General features: G+C 50.5%; 14 protein-coding genes. 8 read left to right on the top strand and 6 right to left on the bottom strand.

The features are described 5' to 3' along the window. The first annotated feature begins 14 nt into the window (after positions 1–14). Complete coding sequence (locus DS731_RS03820; protein WP_119500079.1) at positions 15–671, top strand: potassium channel family protein; 657 nt, start codon at positions 15–17, stop codon at positions 669–671. Next, on the top strand, positions 668–2,032 hold the full coding sequence (locus DS731_RS03815) for a TrkH family potassium uptake protein (protein ID WP_119500078.1): 1,365 nt from the start codon (positions 668–670) through the stop codon (positions 2,030–2,032). The genes DS731_RS03820 and DS731_RS03815 overlap by 4 nt, the downstream gene beginning before the upstream one ends. A 57-nt stretch (positions 2,033–2,089) precedes the next feature. Here the strand turns inward: DS731_RS03815 and DS731_RS03810 are convergent, their stop codons facing one another. The 3 genes from DS731_RS03810 to DS731_RS03800 all read right to left on the bottom strand — a co-directional run bounded on the left by DS731_RS03810 (position 2,090) and on the right by DS731_RS03800 (position 5,669). After that, the gene (locus DS731_RS03810) at positions 2,090–2,929 is read right to left on the bottom strand and encodes an amidohydrolase family protein (RefSeq protein ID WP_119500077.1); all 840 of its coding nucleotides are present in this window, start codon (positions 2,927–2,929) and stop codon (positions 2,090–2,092) included. Between the two features lie 2 nt (positions 2,930–2,931). After that, positions 2,932–3,681 carry an SDR family NAD(P)-dependent oxidoreductase gene (locus tag DS731_RS03805; RefSeq protein WP_119503289.1) on the bottom strand — a complete coding sequence of 250 codons (750 nt, stop codon included), beginning with the start codon at positions 3,679–3,681 and terminating at the stop codon, positions 2,932–2,934. A 119-nt stretch (positions 3,682–3,800) separates the two neighbouring features. Next, on the bottom strand, positions 3,801–5,669 hold the full coding sequence (locus tag DS731_RS03800; protein ID WP_119500076.1) for an acyltransferase family protein: 1,869 nt from the start codon (positions 5,667–5,669) through the stop codon (positions 3,801–3,803). A 273-nt stretch (positions 5,670–5,942) separates the two neighbouring features. On the opposite strand from DS731_RS03800, the gene DS731_RS03795 reads away from it, so the two are divergent. Then, positions 5,943–7,703 carry an acyl-CoA dehydrogenase family protein gene (locus DS731_RS03795; RefSeq protein WP_119500075.1) on the top strand — a complete coding sequence of 587 codons (1,761 nt, stop codon included), beginning with the start codon at positions 5,943–5,945 and terminating at the stop codon, positions 7,701–7,703. 97 nt (positions 7,704–7,800) lie between these two features. Here DS731_RS03795 and DS731_RS03790 read toward each other — a convergent pair whose 3' ends face one another. The 3 genes from DS731_RS03790 to DS731_RS03780 form a co-directional block, all read right to left on the bottom strand. Beyond that, a complete protein-coding gene (locus tag DS731_RS03790) occupies positions 7,801–12,294 on the bottom strand; it encodes an ExeM/NucH family extracellular endonuclease (RefSeq protein WP_119500074.1) in 4,494 nt (1,497 codons plus the stop codon). A gap of 231 nt (positions 12,295–12,525) precedes the next feature. Next, a complete protein-coding gene (locus DS731_RS03785) occupies positions 12,526–13,056 on the bottom strand; it encodes a DUF3016 domain-containing protein (protein WP_181013648.1) in 531 nt (176 codons plus the stop codon). Positions 13,057–13,274: 218 nt separating this feature from the next. After that, positions 13,275–13,640: a hypothetical protein gene (locus DS731_RS03780; protein WP_119500072.1), complete on the bottom strand. Its 366-nt coding sequence runs from the start codon at positions 13,638–13,640 to the stop codon at positions 13,275–13,277. Positions 13,641–13,905: 265 nt separating this feature from the next. Between DS731_RS03780 and ccoG the strand changes: the two genes are divergently transcribed. The 5 genes from ccoG to DS731_RS03755 all read left to right on the top strand — a co-directional run bounded on the left by ccoG (position 13,906) and on the right by DS731_RS03755 (position 19,264). Beyond that, positions 13,906–15,339 carry a cytochrome c oxidase accessory protein CcoG gene (gene ccoG / locus DS731_RS03775; protein WP_119500071.1) on the top strand — a complete coding sequence of 478 codons (1,434 nt, stop codon included), beginning with the start codon at positions 13,906–13,908 and terminating at the stop codon, positions 15,337–15,339. Continuing rightward, complete coding sequence (locus tag DS731_RS03770; protein WP_119500070.1) at positions 15,311–16,318, top strand: serine/threonine protein kinase; 1,008 nt, start codon at positions 15,311–15,313, stop codon at positions 16,316–16,318. The genes ccoG and DS731_RS03770 overlap by 29 nt, the downstream gene beginning before the upstream one ends. 94 nt (positions 16,319–16,412) lie before the next feature. Further along, positions 16,413–17,036, top strand: a complete 624-nt coding sequence (locus tag DS731_RS03765; RefSeq protein WP_119500069.1) for a thiol:disulfide interchange protein DsbA/DsbL — start codon at positions 16,413–16,415, stop codon at positions 17,034–17,036. A 69-nt stretch (positions 17,037–17,105) separates the two neighbouring features. Next, complete coding sequence (locus tag DS731_RS03760) at positions 17,106–17,708, top strand: HD domain-containing protein (RefSeq protein WP_119500068.1); 603 nt, start codon at positions 17,106–17,108, stop codon at positions 17,706–17,708. 167 nt (positions 17,709–17,875) lie between these two features. After that, a complete protein-coding gene (locus DS731_RS03755; protein WP_119500067.1) occupies positions 17,876–19,264 on the top strand; it encodes a GGDEF domain-containing protein in 1,389 nt (462 codons plus the stop codon). The last annotated feature ends 7 nt before the right edge of the window (positions 19,265–19,271 follow it).

The following is a 19,271-nucleotide window of genomic DNA, read 5'->3' as shown; positions in this document are numbered from 1 at the left end:
TTTCTGGAGCACTTATGGCGCATTTTACTGTCATCGGCCTTGGCCGCTTTGGCATTACCACCAGTTTAGAGCTGATCCATCTGGGTCACACTGTTACCGGTATCGACAGCGATGAAAAGCTGGCTGAACAATATTCTACCGAACTGACCCAAACCCTTATCTGTGACGCCACCGACGAAAGAGCAATGGCAGAACTCAGTCTTCACGACAGTGATGCCGTGCTTGTCGCCATCGGTGAAGATATGCAGGCCAGCTTGCTGTGTGTGCTGAACCTGAAAAATGAAGGTGTGCAAAATATCTGGGTGAAGGCTAACAGCAAGGCGCATCACACTATTCTTTCAAAACTGGATGTGAGCCGCATCATTCACCCTGAAGAAGAGATGGGCGTTCGCGTGGCTCAGGCATTGAATTACCCTATGGTCAGTGACTATCTGAGTTTGGGGCACGGCCATTACATTGTAGAAGTGGTGGTACCACAAACAAAGTCCCCCATGACACTGGATACAGTGATTAACGGCTACAAAGACGATATTCACTGCCTGATGGTTAAGCGTAAGCATCAGATACACTGTACGCCTGACATGGCGTTTCAGCTGAAACCTGAAGATCAGCTGGTGCTGAGTGGTCCCAGGGAACTGCTGGTAAAAATTGCGCCGAGACTTAAACATTGAAACGCTGGTTACCGGCGAACCGCCCGCTGGAACGAAAGCCGAAAGGCGCGCGAAAAATTCAGGCGGCTCCGCCTCTTATCCTGTCGTTGAGCTTTCTGAGCTTTATCGTTCTTGGCACCCTGCTGCTTAAATTGCCCTTTGCCACCACAGCACCAATCACCTGGACGCAAAGCCTGTTCACCGCCACCTCAGCGGTGACTGTAACGGGGCTCGCCGTTGTGGATACCGGAACCGGCTTCACCCTTTTCGGACAAACCGTTATTGCCGGCCTCATTCAATTTGGCGGTCTCGGTTTAATGACCTTTGCGGTTGTAACACTGGTTGCGGTAGGCAGTAAGATAAGTTTTCTGCAACAAAGCGCGGTGAAAGAAGCGTTCAATGAAACCGACACGTCGTCACTGGTCAGTACCGCCAAAGCCGTTATTCTTTTTGCACTGGTAACAGAAGCCGCAGGCATGCTAATCCTGACCTGCTACTGGCAGGCGGAATCAGGCTGGTCAACAGCCGCATACGAAGCCTTCTTCTATACCATATCCGCGTTCAATAACGCCGGCTTTGCACTGCAGCCGGACAGTCTGTCCCGGTATGTCAGCGATCCTGTGGTTAACATCACGATTACCGCGTTGTTCATCACCGGCGGACTGGGCTTTTCTGTATGGATAGATCTGGTTAAAAAACGAAGCTGGCAAACGCTTACGCCTTACAGTAAAACCATGATAGCCGGTACGGTCATCATCAACGTAGTAGCGTTATTGCTTATTTATGTCATTGAATACGATAACCCGGACACGCTGGGCAAGCTGGACGCGGCGGGTAAATGGTGGGCCTCCTGGTTTCAGGCAGTCACGCCGAGAACCGCGGGTTTTAACACCCTGGATATCGCTGCGCTGGAAGACGGCTCTGTCACCCTTATGTTGCTGCTGATGTTTATCGGCGGCGGGTCAATGAGTACCGCCAGCGGTATCAAAGTCGTAACCTTCGTGGTACTTCTGACCGCTACTTACAATTTTCTGCGCCGCGACCACGCGCCAACCCTTTTTCAGCGCACCATCCGTACAGAAACCGTTTCTAAAGCTTTAGCCCTCACGGTGATTTCAGGCGGTGTAACCTGGGTGGCGATTTTTCTGCTAACCACCACAGAAGATGCCCCTTTTCTGGATATCGTCTTTGAAGCTGTATCGGCGATGGGCACGGTGGGTCTGTCGAGAGGACTGACAGGAAGCTTATCCGCTGCCGGTGAAGGCATTATTATTGTGCTGATGTTCCTTGGCCGGCTGGGGCCGCTTACCCTCGCCTATTTGCTGGCAAGTCCGAGACAACGTCATGTTCGCTACCCTGACAGCCGTATTTCTATCGGATAAAAGTCTCAGACCTTATCTTTAAGCTTGCCGGTGTGGATTACCTGAATAGCCGGCAGGCTAACCAAAATACCAGTACAGGCTATTTTCACTCAGCCATTTTTCTGCACATACGGCGGGCACTGCCCGCGTTATTGTGCGCCAGAAAGCATCGTAATCACTGTGCCAGGTACACAAGGGAAAATTACTGCCTGTCATTACCCGGCTTTCGCCAAAATACTGATGCACGGTGTTCACCACCGGCGCAATATCATCCGCGCGCCATTGACGGTTATGCATTTCCCAACCGGACAGTTTTACGGCAATACTATCAGCCCTGCTTAAGGCTTTCAGGTTGTCCTGCCACACCTTAAAATTGTTATCTGCCAACGGAAATCCGGCATGATTCAGAATGAACGACATGGCAGGAAAATCCGCAGCCACAGCAGACAGCGCCTGGACGCCGGCAGTGTCATACAAGGATAACTGGGCATCAAAACTCAATCCCGCCTCTGCCAGCAATGCCAGGCTCGCTTTGGCTTCAGCATCGTTCAGAACAGACGCGGCTTCGTCGTCCAGGATATGCCTGACACCGGTAATACAAGGGCGTTTGAGCAATTCTGAAATCACATGCTGATTATTACCTGCCAGCAAGTCAAAACCGGCAACTGCGCGAAAAGGCAAATGGCAATGCTGCGCCAGGAAATCAGCCTCACGCCAGGGCTTCGCATTGTCGAATCCGGCTTCAATATGCACAAAACCGGTAAGCTGAGACGGGGTTGACACCACTAAATCAGACTCAGAGAAATTTTTCGCTATAACCGGTTTATCTGGCCAGAATGGTGGATTGTCAGGGGACAACCAGCGGTATTCACCGGCCTGTAAATCAAAAAAGTGCAGATGGGCGTCGATAATTTTCATGGTTACTGTGTGGTATAGCCGCCGTCAATACTTTGCAGACTGCCGGTGATAAAAGCCGCATCATCACTGGCAAGGAAGAATGTTAACGCTGCCACTTCTTCCGGTTGTCCCAGCCGTCCGAGGGGTTGTGCAGCGGCCTCTTCTGCGTGCACTTCTGCTTTATCCGCACCGCTTGCGGCCACATATTTATCGATGGCGTTATGATACAAAGGCGTTTCGATTGTGCCCGGGCAAACCGCGTTTGCACGAATATTATAAGGCGCGTAATCCAGCGCGGTGGTTTTAGCCATGGATGCCAGCGCCGCTTTACTCAAGTTATAAGCAAAAGAGTTACGCTTACCGATAATCGCCTGATCTGACGCCATAATGATGATTGCGCCTTTGTTCGCCTGTTTCATTACCGGCAACACCGCGCGTACTGCATGATAGGCCCCTTTCACGTTTAAAGAGAACACCTTCTCGAAGTCTTCCGGCGTAGTGTCTTCGATGGTGGCAGAGAAATGCATACCCGCATTGCTTACCAGACAATCGATACGTCCGAAACGCGCTGCAATGTCACTGATACAGTCACTTACCGCTGCAGCACTGGTGACATCGCACTGCATCCAGTGCGCGTGCTCAGGAGGGCTATCGAAATCACGAATATCTAAATTGATGACCTGATATCCCCCGGACACAAACTTTTCGCAGACGGCCAGACCGATACCTAAACTGCCGCCGGTGACCACGCAAACAGGTGATGATTGTTGCATTACTTTTCCTATTTCAGCTTTCGCCTTCACAATGGCTAACAGGATGCCTGCAGTTGACGGAAAAGTAAAAATGAACCGTGCCGGCAGCGTTCAGATTCATAATTGACAATCTCAGGCGGTCAGGGCTTCTCCGTCGCCAGGCTGACATCAGCAGACGCCATCACCTGCATCAATTCCTGCCAGACTTTTCCTGCCCCGTGCACCGCCAGATGAGAGCGGTCTGAGTGAACCGGTTCCCCGTCATCAATGATGGTACAGGTTTCGCCTTCACAAAGGGCGGCATCAGGATCCACGTACCACACATTACTGTGCGCTTCAGCAAATTGCTTCAGGCGGCTGTTAACGGAATAGTCCTGCTTCGGCTGGGTACTGCTGCATACAGGAAAAAAGCCGGCGGCGGGAAGAGACTGCCTGGCCAGACATTCGTAAGCATTTACCCACGCCTTTTGTGGCACACCAACCAGAAAATACTTTCTGTCACCTAACCTTGAGATAAAGGTTTCCATTTCAGCTATGACTTTGTCGTTATATTCTTCTTCGGTAAGCTCCAGCTTATTACTGGCGTCTTTTTTCATGATTTTTTCCTGATAACTGTCCCATGACTGAGCCAGAACCAGCGGCTTGTCGTTACCTTCTATCCGTTGTTTCACTTCCTCAAACTGATCTGAGCAAGCTTCAAGTTCCCCGCCTTCTTCATATTTGGCCAGCGTGGGAAAGAAGGGACAGCCATGATAAAACCGTCCGAGCACCGGGATCCCGCTGTCACGCAGCGTACGGCCATATTGAAGAGAATAACTGTCACCAATCAGAATAAACTTGTAGTCATTGCCCTTCGCATGAAAATAAATCCATTCATCGGCACTGTATCCCGCCCCGCCATAATAGGTTTCATGGTAAGACAGAGCATCGTGACGGAATTTCTCCGGCACACGCTCCGGCGCTCCCTGTTGCTGGTAAACCCATAAACTTCCCGCAAGGGTCAGGATGAACATCAACCAGTAACGTCGGGGCCGGTGGTGCTGCTCTATCAGCCGGTAGGACAACCAGCCTGCCAGAGTAGTCAGGGCAACAAAAATCCAGAAAGACAGTTCAAGGTGGTAGATAGTGTTCGCCACTACAATGATCCAGTGCCAGAGATAGATGGAGTAAGACCATAATCCCAGTTTCTGACTGATGATATTGGTGGTGATGACGCTTTTTTCGTCCCGCGCCTGAATAACCATAAACGTGCCGGCAACCGGAAAGAATGCGAGATAGCCGGGCCAGAGATTATCTTCGCTGATAACAAAATAGGTTATTGCGATGAGCGCCAGTCCCGCCAGTGCAAGGTAACCCCGCGTTTTGTCTGAAACATTTAACGGATAGAAGAATGCCACTCCGCCGGCCAGCATTTCCCAGGCCCGTGCAGAAATTAAAAAATAGCTTGCTGAAGGATAAGCAAAAGACAGCCACAGGTTAACTAAGAAGGCCAGCAGAGTGAGAGCCAGCACAGCATGCCTGAGAGACTCACTGCCGCACAGCTTACGCAACCCGATGAGTATCAGTGGATAAAGGAGATAAAATTGCCACTCCACAGACAGTGACCAGGTGTGCAGCAACCATTTTTGCGTCGATGCGGCATCAAAATAACCGGCCTCCTGCCAGTACACAATATTCGAAACAAAAGTCAGGCTGGACGCAATATGCTTACTCAGCGCGGCATAATCAACCGGCGTGACAGCAAACCAGCCGCACACCAGTAATACCAGACAAGCCGCTGTCAGAGCAGGAACGATGCGTTTAGCTCTGGCGCAATAAAACCGCCAGGTACCGAAGGTGTTTTTATCCAGCCCCCTGCTGATAATTGAAGTCATCAGGAAACCGGATATCACAAAGAACACATCGACGCCGGCGAAGCCGCCGGGCAGGTATTCCGGTTGATAATGAAAAAGCACCACGGCAATCACTGCCAGCGCACGGAGTCCGTTTATATCTTTACGAAATTGCAATTCATTCCCTGTAAATCACATGCCTGTACTCAGAGAATCTGACCAGGCGCTTTTTGTCATCACATAACTACGCTTAAAGGGATAATCAGGATTACCCCGCAACCGGCCTGCTCAATTCACGCTGCTACGGCTACCGCTGCCCTTTCTCAGCTCATAGACTATGCTTTCATTCAGATGACAAACACTAAAATTAAAACCTGCAGGCTATCTTGTCCGGTGAGTTTGTGCATATAATGTTAAAATTCAAACAAGCGTTTAACTTTGGAGTGAATCATGCCGCAATATCAGGCGCCACTGGCGGATTTTCAATTTTTGTTGCGGGACTGGCTGAACGTCAGTGACCATTATCAGTCGACCGGACTGGAAGATTTCGATTTTGAGCTTGCCAGCGAAGTGCTCACTCAGGGAGCCAGGTTTGCAGAAGACGTGGTGGCACCGCTAAACCGCAGCGGTGACGAAGCCGGCTGTACGTTTGCAAATGGTGCCGTAACCACGCCGCAAGGGTTTGCTGCGGCCTATGAAGAGTATGTTGCCAATGGCTGGAACGCCATGCTTGGTCCGGTGGATTACGAAGGTCAGGGATTACCCTACACCATGGCGGTGCCGGTGCATGAAATGCTGAACTCAGCCAACCTGAGCTGGCGCCTGACGACTATGCTGACAGAAAGCGCCGTTCTGGCTGTCAGCCGCCATGCAAGTGAGGATTTAAAAGCCACTTATCTGGCTAAGCTGGTGTCCGGAGAGTGGACCGGAACCATGAACCTGACAGAGCCTCAGGCCGGTACTGATCTGGCTTTGTTGAACACAAAAGCTGAGCCGCAGGACGACGGCAGCTATCGCATCACCGGCAGTAAAATATTCATCACCGGCGGCGACCACGACTGGACGTCGAATATTGTCCATATGGTGCTGGCACGTTTACCTGATGCGCCGAAAGGTGTGAAGGGGATCAGCCTGTTTCTGGTGCCGAAGTTTATGCCGGACAGTCAGGGAGAACCGGGTGAAGCTAACTCGCTGTCTGTGGGCAGTATTGAACACAAGATGGGGATCAAAGCCAGTCCCACCTGTGTGATGAATTTCGATGGTGCGACAGGCTGGCTGGTTGGCGGTGAAAACCAGGGGCTGGCCTGTATGTTTACCATGATGAATGATGCCCGTTTTCAGGTAGGTCTGCAGGGGCTGGGTGCTGCAGAAGCCTCTTTCCAGGGCGCGCTGACATATGCCAGAGAGAGGCTGCAAAGCCGAGCGCCACAAGGCGTTCAGCAACCGGACGCGAAAGCCGATCCTATTGTATTTCAGCCTGATGTGGCCCGCATGCTGCTCACCCAGAAAACGTTAACGGAAGGCAGCCGCGCTTTATCACTGTTGTATGCAAAGTATATGGATGCGGAGCACTACGGGACAGAGGACGAGAAACAGCACGCCGGTCAGGTTCTACAATTTCTGACCCCGGTCTGCAAAGCATTCTTCACTGATATGGGGCTGGAAACCACCAGCCTGGGGATCCAGATATTTGGCGGACACGGCTACATCCGGGAATGGGGCATGGAGCAACTGATGCGGGATGTGCGTATAGCCCAGTTGTATGAAGGTACCAATGGCATACAGGCGCTGGATTTAATTGGCCGTAAACTGACCCGCGATGGCGGCAACATGCTGAAAGCGACTTACGACGTTTTTGCCGGACTTGTTGACGCTATGACAGATTCAGACGCCAGACAGAATGCACAGACTCTGCTGAGCAGCTGGATGGATGCATCCACTGCCTGCCTGGACAAAGATCCGGTATTTGTAGCGGCTGCGGCCTGTGATTATCTGGCATACACAGCGTATTCATTAACTGGTCTGTGCTGGTACAGCATGGCAGATAAAGCCGCGCAGGGAGACAATCCCACCTTTGCCGCAGCGAAACAAAAGTGTGCAGATTTTTACGTTGCACGTATCTTGCCACGGCGGGACGCGCACTTGTCAGCCATGTTAAGCGGCGCTGAGAATGTACTTGCTGTCACTGGCAGTGAGTTTGACTACCGCTGATTACCGCTAATCATCACTGGCAACAATAGCCACAGATAAAAAAGAAGGGCGCCTGCAATGCAAGGCGCCCTTTTCATTTATATCAAATCAGTAGTATTTATCTGCTGCGTAACAGCGCCCCAAGATTGCGGCGGGCACCGTTGTTCTGCGCGTCTTCCGTCGCACAGCGGCTGCGTGTACATAACGAACGCATTACTGCGATGTCACGGGTATTCACTTTGCCGTCATTATTTAAATCGAAAGCCATGTCGATAGCCTGACGGGCGATGATAGCAAACATGAAACTGCGGATATCATTGTTATCCACGTCTTCGTCGCCGTCCCAGTCACCTGTCACTGCCTGCACATCTGCGTCCAGCTGATAAGTACCGATAACCGGATCATGGTCAGACGCACGGAACGGCAGCTCGTTCAGGAATGAAGCCGGCTTGTATTCTTCGTTATAATCGAAGAACTCCGGTTCATCACTGTTGATGTGCCATTCAGTGACATCCACCAGCATATCGCGGGCAGCGGCGTTGTTGAACATGTAATCCAGCGTACCCACAAGGCCGTCATAGGTATAGCTGTAAGACGCACTGCCTTTCAATTCAGACACGGTGTCGGTAAAACCGGCTTCTGCCAGTACCTGCACAGGATCTTCCTGAGCATAAGCGTTGTAGTCTCCCAGCAGGATCATCGGCGTGTCCTGATAAGTGCTTTGTAACCATTGTGCAATGGCCATGGCGGCACGGGTACGCTTACGGTTACAGAAACCCTGTTCGGTATTACCGTCTTCCTGACAGCTGCTGCTTGAACCTTTCGATTTCAGATGGTTAACATCAACCACAAAGGTTTTACCACTTTCAGTGTGAGTAAACAGTTGTGACAGAGACGGACGGTTACCGTAGTCTGCAAACAACACGCCTTCCTCATCAGAAGGACTGTTCGCTTCCATCAGAATCTGCGGTGCACCTGAAGGTGTAACCACGGCAGGACGATACAGAATACCTGATGTAATCGCATCGGTGCCTAACTGTTCAACACCGGCATCTACATAGGCGTAAGTGCCTTCACCAAATTCCGCATTCAGCGCATCAACCAGATGAGCCACTGTACTGTCAGCACCGAAACCGTCATTTTCCAGTTCCAGCAGACCAAGTACGTCAGCATCAATGGCTACCAGCGCGTTGACAATTTTCGCCAGCTGGCGCTGATATTCTGCATAGGAATCTGCACCGCGCTCTGTTGGGAAACCACCTTCATTACCGTCACCGTTGAACAGGTTCAGTACGTTGAAGCTGGCAATTTTCAGGTTACCTTCAGATACCACTGGCGCATCTTCACGGTAGTTATCTGCCAGTAAAGACGGCACCTCAACCGGACGGATACGGTATGCAGAATAGCCATAGTCCATCACGCCGGTTACACCGGTGATCAGGTCGCCGGAACGGATAGTGTTGTAAGGTGTGAAACCACCTGCAGGCAGCATCCACTCTGACGCATAACCGTCTGCATTGTCGTCAATGATAAGCTTGTTAAGCCCGTTGGCTGTCGCCAGGTCTGCCGCTTCCTGAGAACCCGGTGCATACAGTTGTGTCGGGTTGAACAGACGCTCTGTAGACACCCAGATTTCACCAAAGTCAGAATACGGATAGATATTGCTGATCACCCAGTTTTCGTTACTGGTTACCAGCATACCTTCATATTTTTCAAATCCGTAAGCATCTGTCATAGGCAGAGTAATCGCCACTGCAGACACAGAGCCTGAACCACAGGACAGGGCTTCTGAAGAGGCAGTGATCATTGTGCGGCCGTAGTCTTCACCAACCGTACCCGCTAAACGGACAATCTCACCTTCAGTGACAGAGCCGGCCAGTGAAGCGCTGGCAATGAACACACCTTCAGAGGTTGTCTCGTCGCCGTCACCGTCGCTGCTCTCTTCCTGAATCCAGAAACCGTCCAGAGCCGGAGTTACGTGGGTTACAATGGCTTCAACAATCACGCTCTGACCTGAAAGTGGTGAGCTGTCACCGCTTCCCTGTACAGCACTGATGTATGTCGCTTCGTCACCGCAAATACCTAATGATGCGTTGCCGCCATCATCATTGCCGGTGCCGTAGAAACCGAGGTAATCGAAGGTATCCTGAGCGTACGCATCCCATTCAACACTGGGGTCGAACGCATCATAGGCATCACTGTCGCCTTCCGTAACAGAAGACTTGCGTACCAGCGTGCGGTTTTGTGTACGCACGTCACCACCAGACCAGTATGAACCCGGGTCTTCTCCGATAACACCGATACTGTCAATGATCACGCCATTGTTACGCAGCACAACAGCATCATCACCGTTGAACTGAACGCTGCCGCTGGTCATGTCTGCCACATTCAGGATTGGATCTTCCGAAGAAGTATGCGCCAGCACAAATACATCACCCGCAGCCAGTGTGCCGGTTAATGTGAATGTCTGACCGGCAGAGGCTGACCCGTTAAAGTAAATCTGCACATCGTATGTACTCAGGTCGATGTCAGACAATGTCAGGTTAGCAATCTCAACCGCTTTATTATTTGAACCACCTTCTATGTATTCAGAGAAGAAAAGCTCTGTGGCCGGTGCTACGTAAGAACCCAGCGGGAAAGGCATTGCCGCAGTGGCATTGCTGGTTTCACCGTCAAACACATTGGTACCGGCAACCTGCCAGTCTGCAATGTTAAACGTTGAAGAAGCACTGCCGCCGGTACGGTAAGCCCAGCTGTCCAGATAATCCCAGTCTGTGCCCGTGCCGTCAGTATCACGGTCACCGTAGTAATCTACCAGCGCGCCGTCACAAAAGACTTCAATGGCATCGTCACCGTTGATAGACATAGCACCACTGGTGTAATCCGGTGCAAAACCGAAGAAATCTGCGAACCCTGTGGCTTCGCTGGCAACATAAATGAACTGGCCGGCCACAGCTGATACCGCAGGGAAAGTGAATTCCTGACCGTCAGAACCGCCACCATTATTCGCGCCGCCGACACCACACACACTGAGATCATCAATGTTCTGCGTTACCAGTAATTCGATACCTTTAGGTGTACCGCCGGATAACGGGCCGTCAAATACACCGGTAAGCATCAGTGCACCGCTGCCGGAAGGTTGTGGTTCCGGATCGGGCTCCGGCTCCGGTTCAGGGTCCGGCTCAGGATCGGGCGCTGTTACATCACCACAGCTGTCTGCATCGTAAAATAAGTCGATCCATTCAGGGTGGTCGACAAACGGATTACGGTTGCCCTGATATTCATAGATGGCACTGTGACGACGGGTTTCGTCTGCATCTACAGGATCAGCATTGCTCCAGGCAATCAGCGTACACAGTTTGCCCAGCGCTGCTTCACCATTTGAGGTGATACGGTCAACCAGTACCAGGTCAGGCGTAACATCGCTGCCGGCGCCTTCATAGCGCATATCCATGTACATCATCATCCGCGCGATGTCGCCTTTTACCTCATCCCGTGGCTCGAAAGAGTCACTATCGATACGGTTGGCCGGCGCTTCTGAAAGGGCGTTGTCGGAATTGTCGAAATCCAGGTTACTGCGGCTGCTGTTAACAGTAATGTCAGACGGACGCAGGTGCTGAATATCGGTATAAGCTTCATTTGACGAGCTGCTGAAACCATGACTCTTTGGCCAGCTGTGCTCACGGTTCCAGTAGTCAGGCTGGCTGGAATACTCGCCGGAGCCGTTTTCTGACTTAGGAATCGATTTGCCGGAATAAATCAGAATGATGTTATCCGGATTTGCAGGATCTTCATCGGTTTCCGTTAATGCCGTCCAGACTTGAGAATAAGTCAGCACCCGTTGACCGGAAATGGTTTCACTGAGTACCTGACGGATAACTGAGGTGTCGGAACTGGCATCGATTTCAGCCTGAACCGCTGCGTAGTATGAAGCAGCATCAAATTCGCCGGCATCTGCAACTTTGTCCAGATCAGGACAGTTTGTACAAACACCGCTTAAGTCTTCGTCACCGCCGCCGGTGCCACTGCCATCATCGCCGCCTTCATCACCACTGCCGGTGTAATCGTGGCTGCCCAGGCCTGTGAAATCATCCTGAGCCAGACCTTCCCATTCCGACGTATCATAGGCATCAAACGGGTCAGTATCGCCACCGGCAACACTGCTTAAACGTATGAGTGTGTCGTTCGCTGTGGTTACACTGCCGCTGCCCCAGGAGGAACCGGGATCAACGCCAACCTGGCCAATACTGTCCAGAACGTTACCGCTGCTGTCAGTCAGAACAATGGCGTCATCACCATTAAACATGGACTGTGAAGTCAGCACATCAGCCAATGCCTTCAAAGTGTCTCCGGCACTTGAACTGGCAATAACTTGTGTACTTTGCGCTGCGATTGAACCTGAAAGTTCGATGTTCGCGCCCGCTGCAGTTTTTCCGTTGAAATAGATGGACAGTGTATAACCAGTCAGTGATACCGCGCTGTCTGTCGGGTTATAGATTTCTATCGCTTTATTAGAGCTACTCCCTTCAACATACTGAGAAATAAGCAGTTCATCGCCAATGGCAGATGCTGATATCCCCAATACGAGAGGAAGCAGGATTGGTGCTTTCATTATTAGTGCTCCTGCTTGTAATTAGAAACTATCCCAAAGTGCAGTTGCAGAGTATAAAGAAATTACTACAAAGAAATGACAATTTTTTGGCCAGCAGCGGTAATTTTTTGACCACATGGTCTGTACTGCCTGACAGTAAAGGGATGCAGGAATATCAGAGAAAATTGATGTACAAGAAAGGGGTTGTGCCCCGGGGATTCAGGGCACTGAAAAAAGTGGTGAGATAACGGGTTAGTTTTGTACCAGCGCGCTGGCCATCTCTTCGTTAAACCATTCTTTAATCATGGCTTTTTCGTAACCCAGGTGCGTATTTTGAGTGAAGGTACGGGGGTTATCTAAAAATCCCATATCCTTTAAGTCGACATCTGCACTCTTCACGACTTTGCCCGCTTCGTTAGTGAGGGTGTAGCTGAATTTAATACGCGGAATGTCCACCCGTTTCACAATGCGAACATCGGTGCCGGTGGCGTTGCCAAAGACAAAGCTGCTTGGCCACACCTGGCCGGCAAGATCCAGATTTGTCACCGTGATCGCCAGCTTGTCTTTTTCAGGCAGCTTCTCTGCCAGTTTAGCGAAGTATTCGTCCAGCGCTTTAAATGTTCGTTCGCGGAATTTCACCCGGCTTTCATTAGCAGGACGTACATCAGTGTACTTCTCCGGCTTTTCCCAGGTAATTTCTGTGGTGGCAGACCATGTCTGTACAGACAGCAGTAAACTGCCGGCGGTCAGAGAAACCAGTGCAGTTTTAATCAATGTGTTCATGCTTTGCATCTCCCCGATAATTTCGGCCGCGTTGCCCGCGGGCGGCGAAAACATTCTCCGGTTATCCGGTGCCTGCTTTGAGTGGATTTACCACGCCTCTTATGCGAATTCCCGCACGGACAATAAGCAGACACTTTGTTAGAGCAGTGATTAAGCAGATTGTTCCGCTAAATCACCGTTATTAAAGCATGAAAAGATGAATGGAAGCTGAACCGCGTTCAGTAGTCCATCACCAGCAGGCCGGTGGTCTCTATTGAGTGGCAAAACTGCGCCAGTTGCGCACCGTGGATATAAGGATTAATGTTGTCTGTACCGCAGAATTTCTTATGGAATATTTGCACACTGTGGCGGCTCGCCATGATACCGTCCACATATTCCTGCTGGAAGGGACGAAGCTGGTCCCGTTGTGCAGCACTGATAGTATGAAGCTCAGCCAGTTCATTTCTGTCCTGCCAGGTAGCCACATAGGCATACCACTGGCCGACCACGTCCTGTGCGTCTTTAAACATGTACTGGACGAAGGGTAACCGAAGCACAAAGACCAGTACTACAATCTCTGAAACTACCACAAAACTACGCCACATCTGCTTTACTTTTTCCTGTTGTTTTCTGACTACCCCGGCCCGTTCCCCGCCCGGTAATAAATCATTGGTGACAATTAGCCCTGTAGATAATTTAACCGCTCAAGGGCAAGTGCAACAGATTTGTTTTCATACTTATTTATGAGGTTTTATAAGCCTGAGTAGTATGCACAGAAGGGGTTTATTTGATCTATATTAAGTGAGACAGACATACACTTGTTATACTGCCCGCAGTACACTACACACCTGTGCCAGTTAAGGTTGCCTCATGAGCGAACAAATTCAGGTTAAACAAGTATCCACGGTAAAAGTACACCAGCCCGCCGGCGGCGTAAGTCATAAACGCCAGTCTGCACGCAGTCAGATTTATGTGCGCGCGGTGAAGGGCCCCATCGAAACGTTCCGCCGCTTGTTCGGTTTTATCTTCCTGGGTTTATTCGCCGTGATCCCCTGGATCCGCTATGACGGCCATCAGGCCATTCTTCTCGATATCATGGAGCAGCGGTTTACCATCTTCGGCCTGACTTTATGGCCTCAGGACCTTACCCTGCTGGCTTACATATTTATCGTCGGTGCTTTCGCCCTGTTTTTTGTTACCACATTTGCAGGCCGCGTGTGGTGTGGTTTTATGTGCCCGCAAACTACCTGGGTCTACATGTATATCTGGTGCGAAGAGAAAATCGAAGGTCCCCGAAATAAGCGTATCAAGCTGGATGAAAGGGCCATGGACTTCGACAAGTTCTGGCGCAAAACACTTAAGCACAGCGCCTGGATTGCCATTGCCCTGCTGACCTCACTGACGTTTGTGGGATACTTCACGCCAATCGGACAGTTGTTTATCGATTTTTTCACCTTCAATGCCGGCTTCTGGTCAGTATTTTCCATTCTGTTTTTTACCTTTTGCACCTACGGTAATGCCGGATGGATGCGTGAAATCATGTGCACCCACATGTGTCCGTATGCCCGTTTCCAGTCTGCCATGTTTGATAAAGACACTTTCACCGTGTCATACAATTATAACCGTGGTGAAAAACGCGGGCCCCGCCCCCGCAAACTCAGTCATGAAGATCTGGCGACAAAACAGTTAGGGGACTGCATCGACTGTAACTTATGTGTGCAGGTGTGTCCCACCGGTATCGACATCCGTAACGGTTTGCAATACGAATGCATTAACTGTGGCGCCTGCGTGGATGCCTGCAATGGCGTTATGGAAAAAATGAATTATCCGAAGGGGCTTATCAGCTTTACCTCAGAGGAAAGGCTGACCGGCGGAACCACCCATATCGTCCGACCTAAACTGATAGGCTATCTGATTGTCCTGCTGCTGATGGTCGGGTTACTGATTGCCGACATTGCCACACGCACGCCGCTGGAAGTGGATTTAATCCGCGACCGTAATTCTCTGTACAGGGAAAACGGCAAAGGCAACGTGGAAAACGTCTATACCATTAAGATTCTGAATAAATCTCAGGACACCCACACCTATACCATTCAGGTTGAAGGCCTGCCCGATTACAACATTTTGGGTGACACAACCGTGACTGTGGGTGGCGGAGAAGTCTTCAGTATGCCAATATCTCTGGAAACCTCTCCGAAGAACCTCAGCGAGGCGGTAACGGAAATATCATTCCGTGTCCGTACTCAGGACGCTGAGGGCAATGTTGTGGAAGTCAATGAACCAACAAAATTCCTCTACCGGTGAAACACCCCAGGGTGATTTCGCCTTTTCCGGGCTCAGCCCGGATACAGTTTTAGACGCGCTGGAAACCTGTGGCATTTATCCTGAGTCCGGTTTACTGGCGCTGAACAGTTACGAAAACCGCGTATATCAGTTTAAAGCCGAAGACGGTCAGCGCCTGGTGGTCAAATTTTACCGACCCCGTCGCTGGACAGATGAACAGATCCTCGAAGAACACGCCTTTGCTCTGGAGCTGGCCAGTGCCGATATTCCTCTGGTAGCCCCGCTTGCCATCGATGGCAAAACTATGCAGCAGGCTTGCGGATTCCGCTTTGCGGTATTTCCATCGGTAGGCGGCAGACAGTTTGAAGTCGACAACCTTGACCAGATTGAATGGATGGGCCGCTTCATTGGCCGAATTCACCGTGTGGCTCAGGCTAAACCCTTTGTTCACCGGCCTGAGCTGAATACTCAGAGCTTTCTGGATGCACCAAGAGATGTACTCACCCGCAGCCGCTTGCTGCCGTCACATCTGGAAACCGCTTTTTTCGCTATTCTCGATCCGCTGATCAAAGAAACCCGCCAGCGCTACCATAATTCAACCCTTATCCGCTTACATGGCGATTGCCACCCCGGCAATATTTTGTGGCGCGACGGCCCCATGTTTGTCGACCTGGACGACTGCCGCAGCGGTCCGGCCATTCAGGATTTGTGGATGATGCTTTGCGGTGACAGGCAGCAACAGATGTTGCAACTTGATGTGCTGGTTGAAGCCTATGAAGAATTCCATTCATTCGATAACAGCCAGCTTACCCTGATAGAACCTCTGCGGGCGATGCGTATGGTGCACTATATGGCATGGCTGTCACAGCGCTGGGAAGATCCCGCTTTCCCCCGTGCATTCCCCTGGTTTGCCGAAGACAAATACTGGGAGGGACAAATTCTGGCACTGAAGGAACAGCTGGCAGCCCTGCATGAACCGCCGTTAAAACTGGGTTACTAGCCCTGAGATGTGAGCGACTTGTCGCGTACGCTACCCGGACGGGAATTGCTGTGGTACTCTTTTTTTGTATTTTGGTTTTACGGATTGTTAAACAATGAAAAAAATAGGTTTATTTCTGCTGGCGGCACTGATGATCCCTTTGCAGGCCTGTGCAGATGACGTTAAATGGAAAGAAGGTACGCACTATAAAGTACTGGATGAACCGGCGACAGCCAAACCGGAAGTGTATGAATTCCATTCATTCTGGTGTGGTCACTGCTACCGCTTCGAGCCGGTTGTAGCTGAAATTAAGAAAGATCTGCCTGCCGGCACCAAGTTCACAAAAATTCACGTAAACTTTATGCCCGGTGCCTCAGAAGAAGCACAGAACGATGCTACCCGTGCCATGATGATTGGCCGTGCAATGAAAGAAGAAGACAAGCTGAACGGCGCAATCTTCAAGTATATTCATGAGCAACGTGCACCGGTGACAAACCTGGCTGATTTGAAAAACCTGTTCGTAGTAAACGACGTTGATCCGGCTGAGTTCGATAAACTGGCCGCCAGCTTCGGCGTAAACAACATGGTGAAAAAGAACATCAAGTTGCAGGATCAATACCGTGCCTATGTTCGTGGTACGCCATCATTTATCGTGAATGGCCGTTATCAGGCAACGTTCACCCAGGGCATGACCATGGATGACGTGAAAGACCTGATCGTGTGGTTGTCTACACAGTAAGTTTTTTTATAAATCACTTAAAACGCGCCGCACGGCGCGTTTTTTCTTTGCTACACAGGAACGCTTTTTATGACAGATATTCAGGCTCAGGCCGCTTTTATCCGTGAGCTCGATAATCTCAAAGCTGTAAAACGTCAGGTCCGTCTGCCCTGCGATGGTGACCGACAGGAAAACAGCGCCGAACACAGCTGGCACGTGGCGTTAATGGCATCGGTGCTGGCACCCTACGCAGAACAAAACGTGAATATTCACCGTGTCATACAAATGATTCTTATCCACGACCTGGTTGAAATCGACGCCGGTGATATGTTCGCTTTTGCTGAAGCGGCCGATCATGCTGAGCAGGAAGAAAAAGAATTTGCCGCCGCAGAGCGCATCTTCGGATTACTTCCCCGGGGCCAGGGGGAAATCTTGCTGGCGTTATGGCACGAGTTTGAAGCTGCAGAAACCCCCGATGCTAAATTTGCCAAAGCCATGGACAGAGTATTACCGGTGTTTCAGAACATGGCAGCAGAAGGCGGAAGCTGGGTGCGTCACGGGGTAGCGAAAGAGAAAATTCTTGCCCGCAACGCCCACTTGCAGCAAGCCGCCCCGGGCTTATGGCGCTATGTGAACGAACAGCTTGATTTGGCCGTTGAGAAGGGATGGCTGAAAAACGGTGACGGGGCATAGCCTGGTTGAGCTGAGGGATGTCTGCAAATCGCTCTCACACGGTTCAACAAGCACTGTACTTTCCTCTTTTCATTTTGGTCCTCAGGTAAAAACGCCAGTTTTATTTGGAACAGCAAGAGGGTCGTTTTATGATGGAAGTATAGATACTCGTATGCTGTGCTGGATCCTTGTTAAATTTCTCTGCTGTCATTAAATGTTGTCTGCTGCTTCCACTGTGGTTATTACTCTGGAGGCTGTCTGTATTTCTGGAATATGCACCTCACGCGAGTCTCTGGTTTCCTCCTGCCGGACTTACCTTTGCGGCCTTCTTACTCATGGGAAGCAGATCTGCAACGCTTGCTGTATGGCTTGCCTGCATGTTCTCTACATTCTGGGAAAACAGCTTATTTAATACGGCCAGGGATACCGCAGAACTGTTAGCTTCCGGCAGTATCTTCGCCACCCTGCACACGTTCCTGTATGGTGGAGGCGCGTTACTGCTTAAGCGCCAGATGGCGCTTTCAGCGTCTTTTAACTTAGTCACTCTTGTGACCAGATTTTTGTTGATTGCCGCTGTCAGCAGTCTGATTCTGGCGGCAAGCGGTTTGGCTCTGATTTATTCTTACGATGGCGTCGACAGCCTGATTGCCTGGTGGATTGGGGATATGACGGGCGTTGTGGTCATGGCCCCGATATTTGCCAGCATAGTCACCCGTTTATTTCCACGTCACTCATTCATGCCGGAAATTAATTTTTATGATCGCCCGAAAGCCCTTTCTACGTTTATCTGGAAACTGGTACTGACAGGTTTGCTATTAAGCATAATTTTAATCACGGCGGAATGGCTTAACTCAGAGGAGATAGCATGCTTCATTTTCTTTCTCGCAATTCCTGTCACCTGGATTGTATTTACTGAGACGCCATTCAGAGCCAGTATCAGCCTGGCTGCAGTGAGTGTTTTAACTGCGGCAATAGTGGCGGTTATTGGTGTAGACACTCAGGCCTATATTTACCAGTTCGGCATCAATGTCATCGCCTGTAGTGCTTACTTTACTATGTGCGTCCCTGCACTGGCAGCAGACAACCGGGCACTGTTTGAAAAAGTACATATAGATTATCTGACACAGGCCTTAAACCGTGAACACTTCACGGCTCTGGCTGAACAGCAGCTGAAATACGCGTCACGTTACGACAAGCCGGTCAGCCTGATTGTGTTTGATGTTGACAAGTTCAAAGTGATTAACGACACCTACGGGCACTCTGTGGGTGACAATGTACTCAGAGAGATTGCTATTTGTGTGCGTAAAAAATTACGCAAAAGTGATGTGTTCGGACGGTTTGGCGGAGACGAGTTTGTTTTACTTTTACCCCGGACAAATGTACAGAGGGCCAGACAGGTTGCCGCTACGTTAAGAAAAAACATCTCACAACTTTCGTTTGCTGGTTTTGAGTTCACTGCCACTTGTAGTTTCGGTGTTGCTGAAGCAACTACAGGCGCTCCATTTGAGCAGGCATTTGATGAGGCTGACAGAGCGCTTTACGATGCAAAAAAAGCCGGCCGGAATCGCATCATATAAGGTACCG

This window comes from Alteromonas sp. RKMC-009 (assembly GCF_003584565.2).
Classification (GTDB): Bacteria; Pseudomonadota; Gammaproteobacteria; order Enterobacterales; family Alteromonadaceae; genus Alteromonas.
Note: the sequence above shows the minus strand (reverse complement) of the source record. Positions and strands in the feature narration are given on the sequence as shown.